General features: G+C 72.5%; 11 protein-coding genes and 1 pseudogene. 6 read left to right on the top strand and 6 right to left on the bottom strand.

What is annotated here, in order from left to right; translation table 11 throughout:
- The 3 genes from ACJA3G_RS10325 to ACJA3G_RS10315 form a co-directional block, all read left to right on the top strand.
- Nucleotides 1-1,560: condensation domain-containing protein (locus ACJA3G_RS10325; protein WP_406552610.1), on the top strand; the 1,560-nt coding region annotated here is incomplete at its 5' end.
- A 38-nt stretch (nt 1,561-1,598) separates the two neighbouring features.
- Nucleotides 1,599-8,717, top strand: coding sequence for an amino acid adenylation domain-containing protein (locus tag ACJA3G_RS10320; RefSeq protein WP_406552609.1), 7,119 nt, complete (start codon nt 1,599-1,601; stop codon nt 8,715-8,717).
- On the top strand, nt 8,714-10,006 hold the full coding sequence (locus tag ACJA3G_RS10315; protein ID WP_406552608.1) for an MFS transporter: 1,293 nt from the start codon (nt 8,714-8,716) through the stop codon (nt 10,004-10,006). Before ACJA3G_RS10320 ends, ACJA3G_RS10315 begins: the two co-directional genes overlap by 4 nt.
- A gap of 185 nt (nt 10,007-10,191) precedes the next feature.
- On the opposite strand, the gene ACJA3G_RS10310 is transcribed toward ACJA3G_RS10315, so the two are convergent.
- The gene (locus ACJA3G_RS10310) at nt 10,192-11,532 is read right to left on the bottom strand and encodes a lipase family protein (RefSeq protein WP_406552607.1); all 1,341 of its coding nucleotides are present in this window, start codon (nt 11,530-11,532) and stop codon (nt 10,192-10,194) included.
- A 244-nt stretch (nt 11,533-11,776) separates the two neighbouring features.
- Here ACJA3G_RS10310 and ACJA3G_RS10305 point away from each other — a divergent pair, with 244 nt between their 5' ends.
- Entirely contained in the window at nt 11,777-13,096 is a 1,320-nt protein-coding gene (locus ACJA3G_RS10305) for a PucR family transcriptional regulator (RefSeq protein ID WP_406552606.1), read from the top strand.
- 54 nt (nt 13,097-13,150) lie between these two features.
- Here the strand turns inward: ACJA3G_RS10305 and ACJA3G_RS10300 are convergent, their stop codons facing one another.
- Together ACJA3G_RS10300 and ACJA3G_RS10295 are read right to left on the bottom strand one after the other, a co-directional pair.
- Nucleotides 13,151-13,510 carry a DoxX family protein gene (locus ACJA3G_RS10300; RefSeq protein ID WP_406552605.1) on the bottom strand — a complete coding sequence of 120 codons (360 nt, stop codon included), beginning with the start codon at nt 13,508-13,510 and terminating at the stop codon, nt 13,151-13,153.
- Nucleotides 13,511-13,607: 97 nt separating this feature from the next.
- Nucleotides 13,608-14,102: a cupin domain-containing protein gene (locus tag ACJA3G_RS10295; protein WP_406552604.1), complete on the bottom strand. Its 495-nt coding sequence runs from the start codon at nt 14,100-14,102 to the stop codon at nt 13,608-13,610.
- Between the two features lie 81 nt (nt 14,103-14,183).
- On the opposite strand from ACJA3G_RS10295, the gene ACJA3G_RS10290 reads away from it, so the two are divergent.
- Nucleotides 14,184-15,035, top strand: a complete 852-nt coding sequence (locus tag ACJA3G_RS10290; RefSeq protein WP_406552603.1) for a LysR family transcriptional regulator — start codon at nt 14,184-14,186, stop codon at nt 15,033-15,035.
- A 90-nt stretch (nt 15,036-15,125) separates the two neighbouring features.
- On the opposite strand, the gene ACJA3G_RS10285 is transcribed toward ACJA3G_RS10290, so the two are convergent.
- Nucleotides 15,126-15,533: a winged helix-turn-helix transcriptional regulator gene (locus tag ACJA3G_RS10285; protein ID WP_406552602.1), complete on the bottom strand. Its 408-nt coding sequence runs from the start codon at nt 15,531-15,533 to the stop codon at nt 15,126-15,128.
- 122 nt (nt 15,534-15,655) lie between these two features.
- Here ACJA3G_RS10285 and ACJA3G_RS10280 point away from each other — a divergent pair, with 122 nt between their 5' ends.
- Nucleotides 15,656-16,489, top strand: coding sequence for an enoyl-CoA hydratase/isomerase family protein (locus tag ACJA3G_RS10280; RefSeq protein ID WP_406552601.1), 834 nt, complete (start codon nt 15,656-15,658; stop codon nt 16,487-16,489).
- A 57-nt stretch (nt 16,490-16,546) separates the two neighbouring features.
- Here ACJA3G_RS10280 and ACJA3G_RS10275 read toward each other — a convergent pair whose 3' ends face one another.
- Both ACJA3G_RS10275 and ACJA3G_RS10270 read right to left on the bottom strand, forming a co-directional pair.
- Entirely contained in the window at nt 16,547-17,551 is a 1,005-nt protein-coding gene (locus tag ACJA3G_RS10275; RefSeq protein ID WP_406552600.1) for a terpene synthase family protein, read from the bottom strand.
- A 282-nt stretch (nt 17,552-17,833) separates the two neighbouring features.
- Nucleotides 17,834-18,388: pseudogene (locus tag ACJA3G_RS10270) on the bottom strand (hypothetical protein); the annotation flags it as partial.

Here is an 18,388-nt window from a genome sequence, read left to right as displayed (position 1 = left end):
CGGCTGCGCGGCCCCCTGGACACGGCCGCGCTCGCCGCGGCCCTCGGCGATCTGACCGCCCGGCACGAGGTGCTGCGCACCGTCTTCCCCGAGACCGACGGCGAGCCCCGGCTGCGGCTGCTCACCGGCGCCGMSKCGGCGCCGGTGCTGGTGCCCGAGCGGATCGAGGAGACCGCGCTGCCCGAGGCCGTACGCCGGGCGGCGGCCCACGAGTTCGACCTCGCCGAGGAACTCCCCTTCCGCGCCCACCTCTTCGAGCTCGGCGCCGAGGACTTCGTCCTCGCCCTGGTGATCCACCACATCGCCACCGACGGCTGGTCGTGGGGCCCGCTCCTGGACGACCTGGCCACGGCGTACGCAGCACGCCGCGACGGCCGCACGCCGCAGTTCACGCCGCTGCCCGTGCGATACGTGGACCACACCCTGTGGCAGCGCGAGACGCTGGGCGCGGAGAGCGACCCGGACAGCCTGATCACCCGTCAGCTCGGTTTCTGGCGCAAGGAACTCACCGCCCTGCCGGCGGAGCTGACCCTGCCCCATGACCGGCCGCGCCCGGAAGTGGCGAGCTTCGCGGGCGGCTCGGTGCCCCTGCGGGTGGACGCCGACCTGCACGCCCGGCTGTCGGCCGTGGCCCGCGAGAGCGGCTGCACCCTGTTCATGGTCGTGCAGGCGGCCCTGGGCGCCCTGCTGTCGCGGCTGGGCGCGGGAGCGGACATCCCGATCGGCACGGTGGTGGCGGGCCGCGCCGACGAGGCACTCGACGACGTCGTCGGCTTCTTCGTCAACACCCTGGTCCTGCGCACCGACCTGGCGGGCGACCCCACCTTCACCGACCTGCTGCACCGAGTCCGGGAGACAGACCTCGCCGCCTTCGCCCACCAGGACGTGCCCTTCGAGCGGGTCGTGGAGGCACTCAACCCCGAGCGCTCCCTCGCCCGCCACCCCCTGTTCCAAGTGCTGCTCCAGGTGCAGAGCGAGGGTCCGGCCGTGCCCCGACTGCCGGGCGTCGCGGCCGAGGGCTTCCCCGTCGAGTCGGCGGTGTCGAAGTTCGACCTCGGCGTCGACGTCGTCGAGAGCCGTGCGCAGGACGGCAGCCCGCTCGGCATGAGCGGCGAACTGACCTACGCCACCGAACTGTTCGACGCGGCGGGCGCCGAGCGGCTGGCGCATGACCTGGTCACCGCGCTCAAGCAGTTCGCGGACCACCCCGAGCTCAAGGTGAGCGCCCTCGAAGGGCTCTCCCGCCGCGTGCCGGACGAGAAGAGCGCGACCGCGACCGGAGAAGCCGAGCGGGCCGGCACGGCCGACGGCGTCGAGCGGCGCGTGCGCGAGCTGTACGCCGAGGTGCTCGACCGCGAGGAAGTCGGCGCGGACGACAACTTCTTCGCCCTCGGCGGCCACTCCCTGCTGCTGACCCGGCTGATCAGCCGCATCCGGGCGGAACTCGGCCTGGAGCTGAGAATCCGCGACCTGTTCCAGCACCCCACCCCGGCGAAAACCGCCGCCCGGCTCGCCACCGCCCCCGCGGCGCGTCCCGCGCCGCGCCGCCTGAACGGCTGAACCACCCCGTCGTCCCCGCGCACTTCCAGGAGAATCCCTTGTACCCCGTTTCCTTCGCCCAGCGACGGCTGTGGTTCCTCAACCGGATGCCCGAGACCGGCCCGGCCTACAACTGCCCCCTGACCACCCGCCTGAGCGGCCGGCTCGACTGGGTGGCGCTGGCGGCGGCCCTCCAGGACGTGGCCACCCGGCACGAGGTGCTGCGGACCGTCTACCCCGAGGTGGACGGCGAGCCCGTACAGCAGGTCCTCGACCGCACCCCCGCCCTGCGGATGGTGGAGAGCACCCAGGACGCCCTGGCGTCCGCCCTCGCCGCCGAGGCGGGCCACGTCTTCGACCTGACCGGTGAACTGCCGGTGCGGGCCACTCTGTTCACGCTGGGCGGCGACGAGTTCGTCCTGTCCCTGGTGATCCACCACATCGCCACTGACGGGTGGTCGTGGGGCCCCCTCCTCGGCGACCTCGCCACGGCCTACGAGGCGCGGCGCGAGGGCCGCGAGCCCGGGTTCGCGCCGCTGCCGGTGCAGTACGCCGACTACGCCGCATGGCAGCGCGAGACGCTGGGCGAGGAGGACGACCCGCAGAGCGTGACCGCCCAGCAGCTCGGTTACTGGCGCGAGGAGCTGGCCGCTCTTCCGGCGGATCTGGCGCTGCCGTACGACCGTCCGCGCCCGCCGGTGGCGAGCTTCGCGGGTGGTTCGGTGCCGGTGGAGTTGGACGCCGCCCTGCACACACGCCTGGCCGAGGTGGCCCGCGAACAGGGGTGCACCCTGTTCATGGCGCTCCAGGCCGGCCTGGCGGTGCTGTTGTCGCGGCTGGGGGCGGGGGAGGACATCCCGCTGGGCACGGTGGTTGCGGGGCGTGGTGAGGAGGCGTTGGACGATCTGGTGGGGTTCTTCGTCAATACGCTGGTGCTGCGTACGGATGTGTCGGGTGATCCGAGTTTCGCCGAACTCCTGGAGCGGGTGCGGGAGGCGGATCTTGAGGCGTACGAGTGCCAGGACGTGCCGTTCGAGCGGGTCGTGGAAACGCTCAACCCCGAGCGCTCCCTCGCCCGCCACCCCCTCTTCCAGGTGATGGTGACGCTGGAGAGCGGCGACGGCCCGGCGTTCGCACTGCCCGGAGTGGTCTGCGCCGAGCAGCCGGTCGGCTGGGACATCGCCAAGTTCGACCTGACCGTGGACTTCCACGAGCACCGCGCCGCGGACGGCGCCCCGGCCGGAATCACCGGAGCGCTGGAGTACGCCACCGACCTCTTCGACCGGGAGACCGCCACCGGCATCGCCGCCGCGCTGACCCGCGTACTGCGCCAGCTGGCCGCCGACCCCGAGCGGCCCGCCGCGCTCGCCGACCCCCTCAGCGCCGAGCAGCGCCACCAGGTCCTCACCGGGTGGAACGACACCGCGGCCCCGGTGCCCGAGCAGATGCTGCCCCAGCTCTTCGAGGCGCAGGCCGCCCGCACCCCCGACGCGACCGCCCTCGTCTTCGGGGACACCGCCCTCAGCTTCGCCGAACTCAACAGGCGGGCCAACTCCCTCGCCCACCGCCTGGCCGCGCACGGAACCGGACCCGAGGACCTGGTCGCGCTGGCACTGCCCCGCTCGGCGGAGTCGGTGGTCGCGCTGCTGGCGGTGCTCAAGGCCGGAGCCGCGTTCGTCCCCGTCGACACCGACTACCCGGCCGAGCGCATCGCCAGGCTGCTCGCCACCGCGACCGCGGTCGTCACCGACCGCGCCACCGCGCCCCACCTGCCGGCCACGGCCGCCGGCCAGGTCCTCGTCGACGGCCCCGGCCACTTCCCGGCGGGCGACCCCGGCCGCGCGATCCACCCGCACCACGCCGCCTACGTCATCCACACCTCCGGATCCACCGGCGAACCCAAGGGCGTGGTGATCGACCACGCCGGGCTGCGCAACCTCTACGCCTTCCACCGCGCCGGGGTCATCGCCCGCGCCGAGGAGCGGGGCGGCGGCGGCCCGTTGCGCATGGCGCTGACCGCCGCGCTCTCCTTCGACACCTCCTGGGAGGGGCTGCTCTGGATGGTCGCGGGCCATGAGCTGCACCTCATCGACGACGACACCCGCCGCGACGCCGCCGCCCTCGTCCGCCACATCACCGCGACCGGTATCGACGCGCTCGATGTGACGCCCACCTACGCCGAACAGCTGGTCGAGGAGGGCCTCCTCGACGGCCCCGGCCACCGCCCGGGCGTGCTGCTGCTCGGCGGCGAGGCGGCGGGCCGGGCCCTGTGGAGCAGGGTCCGCGCCACCGAGGGCCTGCTCTGCCACAACCTCTACGGCCCCACCGAGTGCAGCGTCGACACCCTGTGGTGGGACGCCGCCGACAGCCAGGAGCCGCTGGTGGGCCGCCCGCTCGCCAACACCCGCGCCTATGTCCTGGACGAGCGGCTGCGCCCGGTCGGCCCGGGCGTCGCGGGCGAGCTCTACCTCGCGGGTACGGGCCTGGCCCGCGGCTATCTGGGCCGCCCCGCCCTCACCGCCGGCCGCTTCGTGGCCTGCCCGTTCGAGCCGGGCGCCCGGATGTACCGCACCGGCGACCTCGTCCGCTGGACGGCCGGCGGCGCGCTCGACTACCTCGGCCGCGCCGACGACCAGGTCAAGATCCGCGGCTTCCGCATCGAACCCGGCGAGGTGGAGGCCGCGCTGCGCCGCTGCCCGCAGGTAGCCCAGGCCGCGGTGATCGCCCGCGAAAGCGGCCCCGGCGGCAAGCGCCTGGTGGCGTACGTCATCCCGGCCGCGGGCCACGGCGCGCAGCCCGGCTCCTTGCGCAAACAGCTCGCCGAGCACCTGCCCGACCACATGATCCCCTCGGCGTTCGTGGCCGTGGAGAGCTTCCCCATGAACCGCAACGGCAAGCTGGACCGCGCCGCGCTGCCCGCACCCGAGTTCACCGCCGAGAGCGCCTCCCGGGCCCCGCGCGGCCCGCGCGAGGAGATCCTCGCGGCACTGTTCGCCCAGGTGCTCGGCGTGGACTCGATCGGCGCCGAGGACAGCTTCTTCGACCTCGGCGGACACTCCCTGCTCGCCACCCGGCTGCTCTCACGGGTCCGTTCGGCGCTCGGCGCCGAGCTCGGCATCCGCGACCTCTTCCAGCACCCCACCGTCGCCGGACTCGCCACCCGCCTCGGCGCCGCCGTCGGCCCGGACCGGGCGCGCCCGGTGCTCGCCCCGGCCCCCGAGCGCCCCGCTGCTCCGCCGCTCTCACCCGCCCAGCGCCGCCTGTGGTTCCTCAGCCGGGCCGGTCAGGGCGCCGCGTACCACTGCCCGTTCGCCCTGCGGCTGCGCGGCCCGCTGGACGCCGACGCCCTGGCCGCGGCCCTCACGGATGTGACCGGCCGGCACGAGGCGCTGCGCACGGTGTTCCCCGAGACCCACGGCGAGCCGTACCAGCGGGTACTGGCCGCCGAAGGCGCGGTGGTCCGCCCGGACGTCCTCGCCTGCGGGCCGGAGGGGCCCGGCGCCGCCCTCGACGCCCTGCTGGCCGAGCCGTTCGACCTGGCGGCCCGCCCGCCGGTGCGCGCGGCGCTCTACCGCACGGCCGACGACGAGCACGTCCTCGCGCTCGTCGTGCACCACATCGCCCTCGACGGCTGGTCCTGGGACCCCCTCTTCCACGATCTGGCCCAGGCGTACGAGGCACGCCGCGACGGGCGCGCGCCCGAGTTCGCGCCGCTGCCGGTGCAGTACGTCGACTACACCCTCTGGCAGCGCGAGCTGCTGGGGGGCGAGGACGACCCGGCCGCTCCGATCTCCCGTCAACTCGACTACTGGCGCGGCGCGCTGGCCGATGCCCCGGTGGAGCTGGCGCTGCCGTACGACCGGCCGCGACCGGCGGCGCCGGGCTTCACCGGCGCGGCGGTACCGGTCGAGCTGGACGCCGCACTCCACGCGCGGCTGCTGCAACTGGCCCGCGAGCACGGCTGCACCGTGTTCATGGTGGTCCAGGCCGCTCTGGCGGTACTCCTGTCCCGGCTGGGCGCGGGCGGCGACATCCCGATCGGCACCCCGGTGGCGGGGCGTGGTGAGGAGGCGTTGGACGATCTGGTGGGGTTCTTCGTCAACACGCTGGTGCTGCGTACCGATGTGTCGGGTGATCCCAGCTTCGCGGAGCTCCTGGAGCGGGTGCGGGAGGCGGATCTTCAGGCGTACGAGTGCCAGGACGTGCCGTTCGAACGGGTCGTCGAGGCGCTCAACCCCGAGCGCTCCCTCGCCCGCCACCCCCTCTTCCAGGTCATGCTCCAGGTCCAGGACAGTACCGACGGGGCCCTGGAGCTGGCCGGTCTGGACGTGCGCCCCGAACCGTTCCGCTTCGACGTGGCCCAGTTCGACCTGACCGTGGACATCCAGCAGCGGCACACCGCCGACGGCACACCGGCGGGCATCGCCGGACACGTGGAATACGCGGCCGAACTCTTCGACCGCGCCACCGCCGAGACGGTGGCCGCCGGACTGGCCCGGGTGCTGGGACAGCTCGCGGCCGAGCCGCACCGGCCCGTCGGAGCCGCCGACCCGCTGACGCCGGCGGACCGGCACCGGCTGCTGACGCGGTGGAACGACACCGGGCTGCCCGTCCCGGCCGCCACCGTGCCCGAGCTGTTCGCGGCGCAGGCCGCCCGCACCCCGCAGGCCACGGCGCTCGTCCACGAGGGCACCCGGCTCACCTTCGCCGAGCTCGACGCCCGCTCCAACCGCCTCGCCCACCGTCTGATCGCCGCCGGCGCCGGGCCCGAGCGGGTGGTCGCGCTGGCACTGCCCCGCTCGGCCGACTCCGTCGCCGCGCTGCTGGCCGTCCTGAAGGCGGGCGCCGCCTTCGTCCACCTCGACACCGACTACCCCGCCGAGCGGATCGCCCACATGCTCGCCGACTCCGCCCCGGCGCTCCTGGTGAGCGACACCGCGACCGCCGCCCGTCTGCCGCTGGACGACGCGGCCCGCCCGCCCCGGATCCTCCTCGACGACGAGCCCGCCACGGCCGCGCACCCCACCGCAGGGCCGGACCGGGCACCGCGCCCCGGCGACGCCGCGTACCTCGTCTACACCTCCGGCTCCACCGGCCGCCCCAAGGGCGTCGTCGTCGACCACGCGGCCCTGCGCAACCTCCACGCCTTCCACCGCGCCCACACCATGGCCGGGGCCGAACGGGCCACGGGCGGACGGCGGCTGCGGGTGGCGCTCGCCGCCTCGCTCTCCTTCGACGCGTCCCTGGACGGCCTGATGTGGCTGGTGGCCGGGCACGAGCTCCACCTGATCGGCGACGGAGTCCGCCGCGACGCAGCCGCCTTCGTCCGCCACATCACCGAGACCGCCCTCGATGTCGTCGACGTCACCCCCACCCACGCGGCGCAACTGGTCGAGGAGGGACTGCTCGACGCTCCGCCGAGCGTGCTGCTCATCGGCGGCGAGGCCGCGGACGAGCGGCTGTGGACCCGGCTGCGCGACACCGACGGCCTGGTCGCCTTCAATCTGTACGGGCCGACCGAGTGCACCGTCGACGCCCTGTGGTGGCAGACCTCCCGCAGCGCACGCCCGCTGGTCGGCCGGCCCGTCTCCAACACACGCGCCTATGTACTGGACGGCTCCCTGCGCCCGGTGGCCCCGGGCGTACGGGGCGAGCTCTACCTCTCCGGGGCCGGGCTCGCCCGCGGCTATCTGGGCAGGCCGGGGCTGACCGCGGAGCGGTTCGTGGCCTGCCCGTTCGAGCCGGGCGCACGGATGTACCGCACCGGTGACCTGGTCCGCTGGACCGCCGACGGCGTTCTCGACTACCTCGGCCGCACCGACGACCAGGTCAAGATCCGCGGCTTCCGCATCGAACCCGGCGAGATCGAGGCGGCCCTCGCCGGCGCCCCGGGCGTCGCGCAGGCGGCCGTCACCGTACGACGCGACGGACCGGGCGGCGACCGTCTGGTCGCCTACGCCGTCCCGGCGCAGGGCGCCACCGCGGCCCTGGAAACGGAGGCGCTGCGGGCCCATCTGGCCGCCGTGCTGCCCGACCACATGGTGCCCTCGGCGTTCGTCGTCCTGGACGCGTTCCCGCGTACGCCCAACGACAAGCTCGACCGGGCCGCGCTGCCCGCGCCCCAGGGTGCCCGCACGGAAGGTGAAGCCCCGCGGACCCCCGGCGAGAAAGCCATAGCGGGGCTGTTTGCCGAGGTCCTGGGCCTTCCGGAGGGCAGCGTCGGCGCCCAGGACGGGTTCTTCGCGCTCGGCGGGCACTCCCTGCTGGCGGCCCGGCTGATGTCCCGGGTCCGCGAGACGCTGGGCGGGGAGCTGGGTGTGCAGGACCTGTTCGCCGCCCCGACCGTCGCGGGCCTCGCCGCCCGCGCGGCCACCGGCCGCACCGACGAGGAGCCGACCGCGCCACTGATCACCCTCCAGCCCGGCACGGCCGCAGAGCCCCCGCTGTTCTGCGTCCACCCGGGCGCGGGGATCGGCTGGGTCTACCGGGAACTCCTGGACCACCTCGGTCCCGACCGTCCCGTGCACGCCCTCCAGGCTCGCGCGCTCAGCGAGCCGGGGGAGCGGCCCGCGAGCGTGAACGAGATGGCCGACGACTACGCGGCCCTCATCCGCACGGCCCAGCCGTCCGGCCCCTACCACCTCCTCGGCTGGTCCTTCGGCGCCCTGGTCGCGCACGCGGTCGCGGTACGGCTGCGCGAGGCGGGGCAGGAGGTGGCGCCGCCCATGCTCCTCGACGGCTACCCGGGCGCGGAGGCGGGAGCGACGGCGGACCCGCTGCGGGAACTGCTGGACTCGCTCGGATACCCGACCGGACCGCTCCCCGTCACCGGCCCGCTGTCCCTGCCGGACTTCCTGCGCACGGCCCGGACGCAGGACGGCCCGCTGGCGGCGCTCGACGAGGAGACGGTCACCGCGCTGGGCGAGACGTTCGTCCACCACGACAGGCTCGCGGCCGGCCACCGCCCCGCCGTGTTCGACGGCGACCTCACCCTGGTGTCGGCCGCGCACGAGGCCGGCACACCGGACCCGCAGACCTGGCGGCCCTACCTGACGGGCCGGATCACCCACCATCAGGCGCCCTGCACCCACGGCGAGATGATGACGCCCAAGCCCGCCTCCGAGATCGGTGCGCTGCTGCGCCGGGCAGCAGGCGGCGAAGCGCTGGTGCGCCGATGAGCGCGGCGACGGCGGCCCGGCCGCAGAAACCGCCGGGCCCCCTGCGCCACCGGGACTTCCGGCTGCTGTGGGCGGGGGAGTCGGTGAGCCAGCTCGGCAGCGCGGCGACCCGGGTCCTGCTGCCGCTGATCGCGGTGGAGGCACTCGGTGCCGGGGCGTTCACCATGGGCCTGCTGAACGCCGCCGCATGGCTGCCCTGGCTGCTCATCGGTCTGCCGGTGGGCGCCTGGACGGACCGGATGCGACGGCGGCCGGTGATGATCGTGTGCAATACGGTCTCGGCGGCCCTGATGTTCTCCCTGACCGCCGCGGCCTGGCTGGGCGCCCTGACCACCGGCCAGCTCCTCGTGGTGTCGCTGCTGCTGGGCACGGCCGATGTGTTCTTCCGGGCGGCCTACAGCGCGTATCTGCCGGCTCTGCTGCCCGCCGACCAGCTCGCGGACGGCAACGCCCGGCTGCAGACCAGTGAGTCCGCCGCCGAGGTCGTCGCCCCGGGGGTGGGCGGCGCGCTGGCCCAGGCCGGGAGCGCGGCCGTCGGCTTCCTCGCCGACGGGCTGAGCTTCCTGGTCTCGGCGGTCCTGCTGGCCCGGATCCGTACCCCGGAGAGCCCGCCGGGCGGTGAGGAGCGCGCGCCGGGAGAGAGGGCGCTGCTGCGCGAGATACGCGACGGCGTCGCCTTCCTCACCCGTGACCCGTTCCTGCGGACGATCCTCGTCTGCGACGCGGCGATGAACCTTTTCCTCGCCGGTGCCCAGTCCCTGGCGATCCTCTTCCTCAGCCGTACGGTCGGCGCCGACGGCACGGTCATCGGCGTGCTGATCGCCCTGGCCGGTCTCGGGGGCGTGCTGGGCGCGGTGCTCTCGCCGCGCCTGGCCCGCCGGGTCGGCAGTGCCCGCGCGGTCCTGCTGTGCGCGTTCGGCGCCGGCCCGTTCGGCCTGCTGATTCCGCTGACGAGCGACGGCGTGGGTCTGCTGGCGTTCTTGGTGGGCGAGTTCTTCCTGATGGCCGGGATCGTCGCCGGGAACATCGTCATCGTCAGTTTCCGCCAGGCGTACTGCCCGCCCGAGATGCTCGGCCGGGTCAGCTCCGGCATCCGCTTCGTGATGTACGGAACGGTGCCGGTCGGCAGCCTGCTGGGCGGCGTCCTGGGCACGGCCGCCGGCGACCGCGCCGCCCTGTGGATCCTGTACGCGGGCAACGCGCTGTGCGCGCTGCTGCTGCTGAAGGGCCCCCTGCGGACCCTGCGGGACCTGCCGGTACCGGAAGCGGAGACGCAGGCCCCGGGATAGCGGACGCGGCGACAGCCCAGGTCGCCCGTGTGAAGTCCGCCCCGGCAGGGATCGGACGGGACCGCCGATCCGCCGGACCTGCGCGAAGGGCCGCGTCTCGCCCCGGCCACGCAACGCCCACGGCGCCGGCGTCCCGTACGTATACGGGTCGCCGGCGCCGCCGGGCCGCAGGGGTCGGCTGCGGATCACGACAGCGGAGCGGGCTCCTCCGGGGCGAGCGAGTTGCCGCCGGCGATCCGGCCGCAGTCGGACGGCGCCGTGCGCCCGGCGAAGCGGTCGTTCAGCCAGCCCAGCGCGGCGGGCGCCCAGGCCAGGGTCGCACCCGTGTGGCTGAGCAGCTCGTACTGCTTGTACTTGACGGCGGAGCCGCCGGTGGCGCAGTACTGCCGGGCGAGCGAGCGCACATCGCCGGCGACCATCACGCCGTCGCCCGTGCCGATGCCCGGGCGGTTGCTGAAGGTCCCCTCCAGGACGCCTCCGTCGCCCTGGCCGATGAACCCGGGGACGGCCGGGGTGCCGGCGGAGCCGAGGTTGAGCTTGTTCATCGCGGTCAGGAAGGCGGGGATCGAGTTGGGGTTGGCGTACTGCGGCTTCGCCATCTTCTTCCAGGTCAGCCCCGGGTAGTGGCCGAGGGCGTCGATGATCGAGCCGCGCTCCAGGTCCTTGTAGACGCCCAGACCGTAGTCGTTGAGGTAGCTCTTGAGGTCGATGTCGTACGAGCGGGAGACGCCGATGACGGCCATGGGGATCACGCCGGTCCAGGCCAGCGAGCCGTCGACGTACTTCAGGTTGTGCGCCGGGTCCACGAGGAGGCCGCCCTCCGCGTAGCCGACCAGTCGGCGGTTCACGTCCGGCGCGTAGCGCGGCGCGAGCGCGGCGGCCCAGTTCGTCGCGATGGCGCCGCCCGAGTAGCCGATGAGGCCGAATGACGTGGTGGAGTCCAGGCCGGTCTCGGCCGCCTTCGTCGCGGCGCGGATCGAGTCGAGGGTGTTGGTCCCGTACTCCGGTCCGGCGGCGAAGTTGGCCTGCTGCCCCTCGGTGTCCGGGATGACGAGGTTGTAGCCCTTCAGCAGCAGTGGCGCTATGAAGAGCGCCTCCGCGTTGGGGATGACTCCGCCCAGGGTGACGTCACCGGCGATCGCCCGGGAGGGGCTGTCCTCCGGGTTGAGGGAATCGTAGAACGACTGGTAGGAGACGGCCTTGCTGCTGTCACCCGTCAGACTGCGCACCACCGTGGTCACGTTGGCGGCGGGGCGGCCCTGGGCGTCGGTGGTGCGGTAGAGCAGTTGGACCGCCTTGAGGGGCGTGGGAATGCCGAGGACGTGGTAGGGCAGGGTCCGCGTCTTGAGTACGGTGCCCGGCGCGAACGAGGACAGCGGCTCGCTGCCGGTGTAGGCGTAGAACGGGTCGCTCGCCGAGGCCGTCGCGGCGGCGGGCGTGGCCGCGGCGGCCGTGGCGGCGGGCGCGGTGGCCATGGCTGCGGCGGCGACAGCGACGGAGATCAGGCGAACGGCTGCCTTGGACATGCGTTCCTCGATTCCTGGGTGGGGGTCCGACGCGCCGGCAGGGGGTCCGGTGCGCGGCACGTCGGGCCGGGGTGGGCGGTCCCCGGAAGGAAAGTGCGGTGAACGACGCGGCCGAGGTCCTGCCACATCTGGCCATTCACCAGCCAGTCGTGTTACCAACCAGTAGGTGATGTCCCGGAAACATCATGGGGCCGTTACGCGGCCGAGTCTCCGGGGTGGGGAACAGAGAAGTGCGAGGTGGATTGTGACCGGATCCAACGCCGTGGAGCCGGACCGGGTGCCGCGGTTCGGCGGTGTGCCGGTCCACAAGCGGCTGCAAAGCGCGGCGGGTGCGCTCGAACGCGCCGTGATGGTCCGGCTGGTCGAGCGGCTCCCCGTGTACGGGACGCTGCCCGCGGAGCAGCTCGGCGGCGACATCGCCAAGCAGGTGGCCCACGGTATACGGGGCTTCGCGGCCGTCCTGTGCACCGGCGAGATGCCCGGACAGGCCGAGGCGGCGGTCATCCGTGAGTCGTCGGCCCGGCGCGCCGACGAGGGCGTACCGCTGGAGGCCGTGGTCGGTGCCTACCACCTCGGTGCGGAGGAGTGCGCCGCCCAGGTCTTCTCGGCGGCCGAACCGGGCGACCTGGCCGACGTACTGCTGGTGCAGCGCCAGATGCTGGCATATCTGCGGATGGTGAGCTGCGAGGTGGCCGCCGGGTATGTGCAGGAGCGGCAGACGGCGCTCAGCGACGAGCAGGTCGCGCTGCAGTCGCTGCTGTCCCGGCTGCTGGAGGGCGGCAGCCCCCAGTACGCGGCGGACCGGGCCGGCGTCCGGCTGCCCCCCTGCTACCTGGTGCTGAGTATCGCGGTGGGGCCGCACCCGGACGAGCTGGTGCCCGGTGTGAACCACTCGGTCGCCGCCCGCCGCAAGCTCCGGCGGCTGCGCAACGAGATCCAGCGCCAGACGACGGGCGTTCCGCTCACCGTGCTGTCCGGCGGCGGCGGGCTGGCGCTCATCCCGTACGAGACGGCGCCGGCCGACTTCGGCCCGACGGACCGGGCGCGGCTGTCCCGGCTGGTCGAGCAGCTCGGCCTGATGTGTGGCGCGGAACTGCTGGCCGCGGCGACGACCGCGGAACCAGAAGGGGTGGCGGAGGCCGCCCGGCTGGCCGGGGAGGTACGCGCGGTGGCGGAGGCGTCCGGCCGCGGGCCCGGCCTGTACCTGCTCGACGACGTGCTGCTGGAGTACCAGTTGAGCCGGCCGAGCCCGGCCAGGGCGGGGCTGGCCGCCCTGCTCGACCCGCTGGACGCCCGCCCGGAGCTGCTCGACACGCTGCGCGCCTTCCTGGCGCGGGGGCTCGACCGGCGCCAGGCCGCCGCCCGGCTCCAGGTCCACCCGAACACGGTCGACTACCGGCTGCGCAAGGCCACCGAACTCACCGGCCTGGACGCGTCCCGGGGCGCCGACATCCTGACCCTGCGCGCCGCCCTGGCCGCCCACGACGCCGTACGCCAGGCCAAACCGGACGCAAACCGGCCCGCGATGCCCCAGCCGCCGAACTGGTCGTCGGCCCAGACGTAGACACCGGCCCTTGGAACGGCAGGCGAAGAACGCACCGCCCCCCGCCCAGTCCGGTCACAGCGCGGTGGACAGCCAGATGGTCACGGCAGCGGTGGCCGTGAGCCCGACATTGAGGGCGATCCGACGGTCCCTCCCCGCCAGGTGAACGACAACCGCACCAACCTGCAGGAGAACGAAGCCGATGGCTGCGGTTCGCGAAAGGGAGGGCGCGACGCCGGTGAGGGGTGGCAGGACCAGGCCGGTCGCGCCGAGTATTTCCAGCGTCCCCAGGGCTCTGACGACGGGCAGAGGCACTCGGTCGACCCATGCCATCATCGGCCGGAGCTGATCGCGGCTGCGGATCACCTTCAGCGTGCCGGCGTAGAGATAGAACAAGGCGAGCAGTCCCGCGACGATCCAGTAGACGATGTCCATGTCTTCCGTTCGTGGGTCACCGGTGCACGAAACCCTGCCCCGCCGCGTTCCCGCGGCCGAAAGCAGGGCGGCGGCCGGACGGTGCCGGCCGTCGGCTTCAGGCGTGGTCGCCTGCGGGCTCGGTCGCGTAGCGGCTCATCGCGTCGATGTTGGCCTGGGGTGTCAGCGGCCGGCCGTCGGCGAGCACCGCTTGAAGGTCCCGGAAGTACTGCACGTACAGGTCGGGGGTGAAGGTGCTGAGGATGACGGCGGGCTGGTCGGTCGGGTTGGCGAAGGTGTGAGGGGTGCCGGGCGGAACCATCACCAGCGTGCCCGTGGTGGCGTCGTACTCCTCGTCCCCGACGGTGAACCGGACGGTGCCGGAGAGGACGTAGAAGCCCTCGTCGTGTCGGCCATGGCGGTGCTGCGGCGGTCCTTGGGTGTGCGGGGCGAGGACGGACTCAGCGATCGCGAGGCGGTGCCCGGTGTGGCTGCCGTCCTCCAGGACGCGCATACGGGTGGTACCCAGAACGATCACCTCGCCGTCGCCGGGACCCACCAGGGAGACGGCGGGGTACGGCTGCTGCTCGCTCGTCGTAACTTCTTCGCTCATGTTGACGAGTGCACCGCCAAGGCCCTGCCGGTGTCCAAGACTCATCGTGGCGTAGCGATACCTCGTCGGTATCATCGCAGCGTGGAGCTTCGCACCCTGCGCTACTTCGTGGCCGTCGCCGAGGAACGCCACTTCGGCCGGGCCGCCGCCCGACTGCACATGAGCCAGCCGCCGTTGAGCCGGGCGATCAAGCAGTTGGAGGCGCAAGTCGGAGCGCTGCTCTTCACCCGCTCGCCCACCGGCGTGACGCTCACTTCGGTGGGTACGGTGCTGCTCGACGAGGCACGAGCGCTCCTGGAACACGCCGACCGCGTCCGGGTACGCGTCAGCGCCGCCGCCGGCGTCACGACCATCAACGTCGGCATCCTGGGTGACGGCACCGACCCGGGAGCGGCCAGGCTGGCAGCCGCCTACCGCCGACGACATCCCGGCATCGACATCCATATCCGCGACACCGATCTGACCGACCCCACGTGCGGGCTGCGCGCCGGGCTGGTCGACGTCGCCCTGACGCGAGCGCCCTTCGACGAGACCGCCCTGACACTGCGTGAGCTACGAAGGGACCCGGTCGGGGTGGTCCTCCGCGCCGACGACCCATTGGCGCGGCGCGGCGAGCTGTCACTGGCCGAGCTGCGCGACCGCCGCTGGTTCCAGTTCCCGCGAGACACCGACCGGGCCTGGCAGTCGTACTGGAACGGTGGCCGGCCCCGTCAGGGCCCCGTCGTGCGCGCCGTCCACGAATGTCTCCAGGCCGTGCTGTGGAACGGCACGGTAGGTCTGGCCCCGCTCGGACACGACCTGCCCGCAGAACTGACCGTGGTGCCGCTGACCGACATGGCGCCGAGCCGGGTGGTCGCGGTGTGGAACGAAGGCGACACCAACCCGTTGATCCGCTCCTTCATCGAGATCGCGACGGCCGCATATCACCACTGAGAACCAGCACTTGGCACAACCGCGGCGCGTGAACAGCCTGACCACCGCCGCCGACGCATGTTCCTCGCTGCGAGGGAGAACCGGGAACTCTCAGCTCTGAAGGCGTTGGTCGTAGTCCCTCTGATGTGCCCTGATCTCGTCCGCGTGGTTGACCGTCCAGTCGTACAACCGGCCGAAGGGCTCCCGCAAGGATGCGCCGAGTGGGGTGAGGGAGTACTCGACTCCGACCGGCGAGGTGGGCAGCACGCGGCGCACGATCATCCCGTTGCGTTCCAGACGGCGCAGGGTCTGGGTCAGGACCCGCTGGGTCACACCCTCAAGGCGGCGCTTGATCTCGTTGAACCGTGTGGGCTTGTCGAGGACCGCCATCACCATCATCGACCACTTGTCCGCGATCTGGTCGAGGATCGGGCGGCTGGGGCAGTCGGACCGGTAGACGGGGTCGATGCCGATGCCGGAGTCGGTGCCGGAGTCGGTGCCGGTTTCAGAAGTGGCCATGTCGGTATCCTTCACGATCCTTGAGATGCCGAAAGTGCGTTATTGACGCCGGTTGCCCGCCACCGCACTGTGAGTATGCATCAGGAACCTAGATGCATACCAGGTACCGATCGGAGCACTCCATGACCCACGACGCCTACGCGACCCTGCGCGTGAGGAGCGAGGACGGCATCGCCCGCGTCACCCTCGACAACCCACCCGTCAACGTCCTGAACGTGGCCCTGATGACCGACCTCCGGCACCTGTTGACCGCGCTGAGGGACGACGACTCGGTCCGGGTGATCGTGTTCGACAGCGCCGACCCGGAGTTCTTCATAGCCCACGTGGACATGTCGCTCATAGACGCCCCGGACGCCTTCGACGAACTCGCGGCGGACCTTCCGGATGGAGTCAACGTCTTCCAGGCGCTGGGGGAGTTGCTCCGGCACCAGCCTCAGGTGACCATCGTCAAGCTTGCCGGGATGGCGCGCGGGGGAGGGGCGGAGTTCGTCTCGGCCGTGGACATGGCGTTCGCGGCGATCGGTCGCGCCGGGATCGGCCAGATCGAGGCGCTCATGGGCATCGTCCCTGGTGGGGGAGGCACGCAGTACCTCGCCGCCCGACTCGGCCGCGGTCGCGCTCTGGAGGCGGTGCTGAGTGCGGACCTGTACGACGCCGAGACCGCGGAGCGCTACGGCTGGGTCAACCGGTCCGTCCCTGCTGACGAGTTGGACGACATGGTCGACCGCCTCGCGCGCAACATCGCGGCCCTGCCGGAGGGTGTGATCGCGGCGGCCAAGCGCGCCATTGCCCCCGAGGACATGGCCGAGGGCCTCCTGCGGGAACACGCGGCGTGGGCCAGCCAGTTCGTTCGCCCAGCGGCCGAACGGTTGATCCGCGGCGGACTGGCCCACGGCGCCCAGACGCCCGAGGGCGAGCGCGATCTGGAGGGCCTGTTCCGAGGGCTGGCAGGCTAGAACCGTACGAGGCCGCCGCGCTCACCGACGCGGCGCGACGGCCCGCCGGCCAGCCCTCTAGGGTTGAGCGGGAGCCTTGAGCAGCGGGACCACTGAACCGGCTTCTTTGTACCGGCTGGTGTGGAACTGCCAGTGGTAGGTGGCCGAGATCTGGTCGGCGAGTGATTCGAGGTATTGCCCGGTCTGACCCGCCATCGGCGAGACAGCGAGAGCGGGTTGGCTCAGCATGATCTCTTCGAACTCGTCCGTGAGCCGGTTGACGTGGTCCACGGCGGCGTTGAACGCTTCCTGCGGGGAGCAGCGCAGGGCGGCCTGCATGACGGGGACGAGGTTGAACATCTGTCCGTGCCGGACGACTTCTTTGTGGTAGGAGAAGAGGTCGTTCATGAGTCCGCCGATATGGACCGTGATGTCACGGGCCCGATCGATCACAGGATGGCGGATCACTTCATCGGGCAGGAGGAACCCGCGGGCGTAGTCGGCGAGTTCGACCTCCACCTTCATCCCCGAATCGCTGTAACGGATACGCGTATACCGCTCGACGTCGGGGGTTCCGTTCACATAGATATCCCTGACCGGCCGTTTCATGGCTTGCAGGCACTGCTCCACCGCTGTGGCCAGGCGCTCCAGGAGAAGAGGCGGGGCGCTGCGCGAGAACAGTTCGCGCACCCGCGCGAATCCGGTACTGATCGCCATGCTGTCCGGTAGCACGCCGGCTGACACGGTGCCGGTTCTCAACGCCTCCACGGCCCTGTCCATTATTTCGGCCACCTCGGGGGACATGGTGTCGTCGAGGCTGGAGCGGTGGGGGCTGTGCAGGTCGTCGACGTAGAAGAGTATGTCGTTGAGCAGGCCCATGGGGATAAGCCGGTCGGTTGGGGTCAGGGGGAACAGGTACCTCGTCATGGAGGTGTAGGCCGCATGACTCGTCTGGGTCAGGCCGACCGCGAGGCATTCTCTGCGGATGACGGCTTCGGCACGGGCGGCGTCGGGGTTGCCGTTGCGCGGAGGGAGCCCTCGCAGGTGTGAGAGATCGAAGGGAGAGGGTGGAGTGCGGGCCATATGGTCTCGTTCCTCCTCCAACTGCCGGCGGCGGAAGCGTGGCTTCACGCCCGCGCGCCGAGGGCAGGGAAAGCCTGCTGGTACGGAGCTTCGACGCCCACCCGGCGCGCGTCAAGGTCTACGTTGCCCCAACCGCCGCCGCGCTCCGCGCCCGGCGACCTTTCCACGTCACTGGGGCTCCTGGCCGAGGAACTCGGCATTCCAGACCGCCTGGGGCCGTCAGAACGGCGGCCTTGGGGTGGACCCGGGGCTCGCTCGGGCCCACCCTGAGGCCTTCGGGTGTCAGGAACAGCTGACCAGGAGGATGGAAAGCACATTGCAGCTGGCCGTGGCGCTGTCGTTGACCGTGTTGGGGTCGGTCGGCGTCGACGCGGTACGTGTGCCGGTCACCGACACGCGGCCCAGCGAGAGCAGATGCAAGGGGATGTCGAAGGACTTGGTCGCGCCGGCGCCGCTCGCGATGGCCTCGTAGGCGCAGGTGACGGTTTCCGCGCGGCTGGTGCATCCGGCGGACAGGCCCGTAGCGGTCGTACCCCGCGGCAGGGAGACGGTGATCGTGGCCGAGGTGACGGCGTTGGGCCCGGTGTTGTTGGCCGTCAGGGTGTACCGGAGGTAGGGCACCAGGATGCCCAGCTGCGGCTTGGCCGTGACGCGTACTCCGACGTCCGCCGAGGACGGGGCGTAGGTGATGCTGACCAACCCGTCGCCCGCGTGCACGCCGGTGTGGAAGACGGTGCCGGCCGGACCGTACCCGCTGCCTCCGCCGCCGCCCGCGGAGCCGACGGTGGCGGAGGGACTGTTCAAGATGCCGCCGCCGCCTCCGCCACCGAACCAGCC

Origin of the sequence: Streptomyces sp. YS-3, from assembly GCF_045257485.1 — a bacterium.
Taxonomy (GTDB): Bacteria; Actinomycetota; Actinomycetes; order Streptomycetales; family Streptomycetaceae; genus Streptomyces.
The sequence above is the reverse complement of the archived record's forward strand: the minus strand, read 5'-3'. Positions and strand labels throughout refer to the sequence as shown.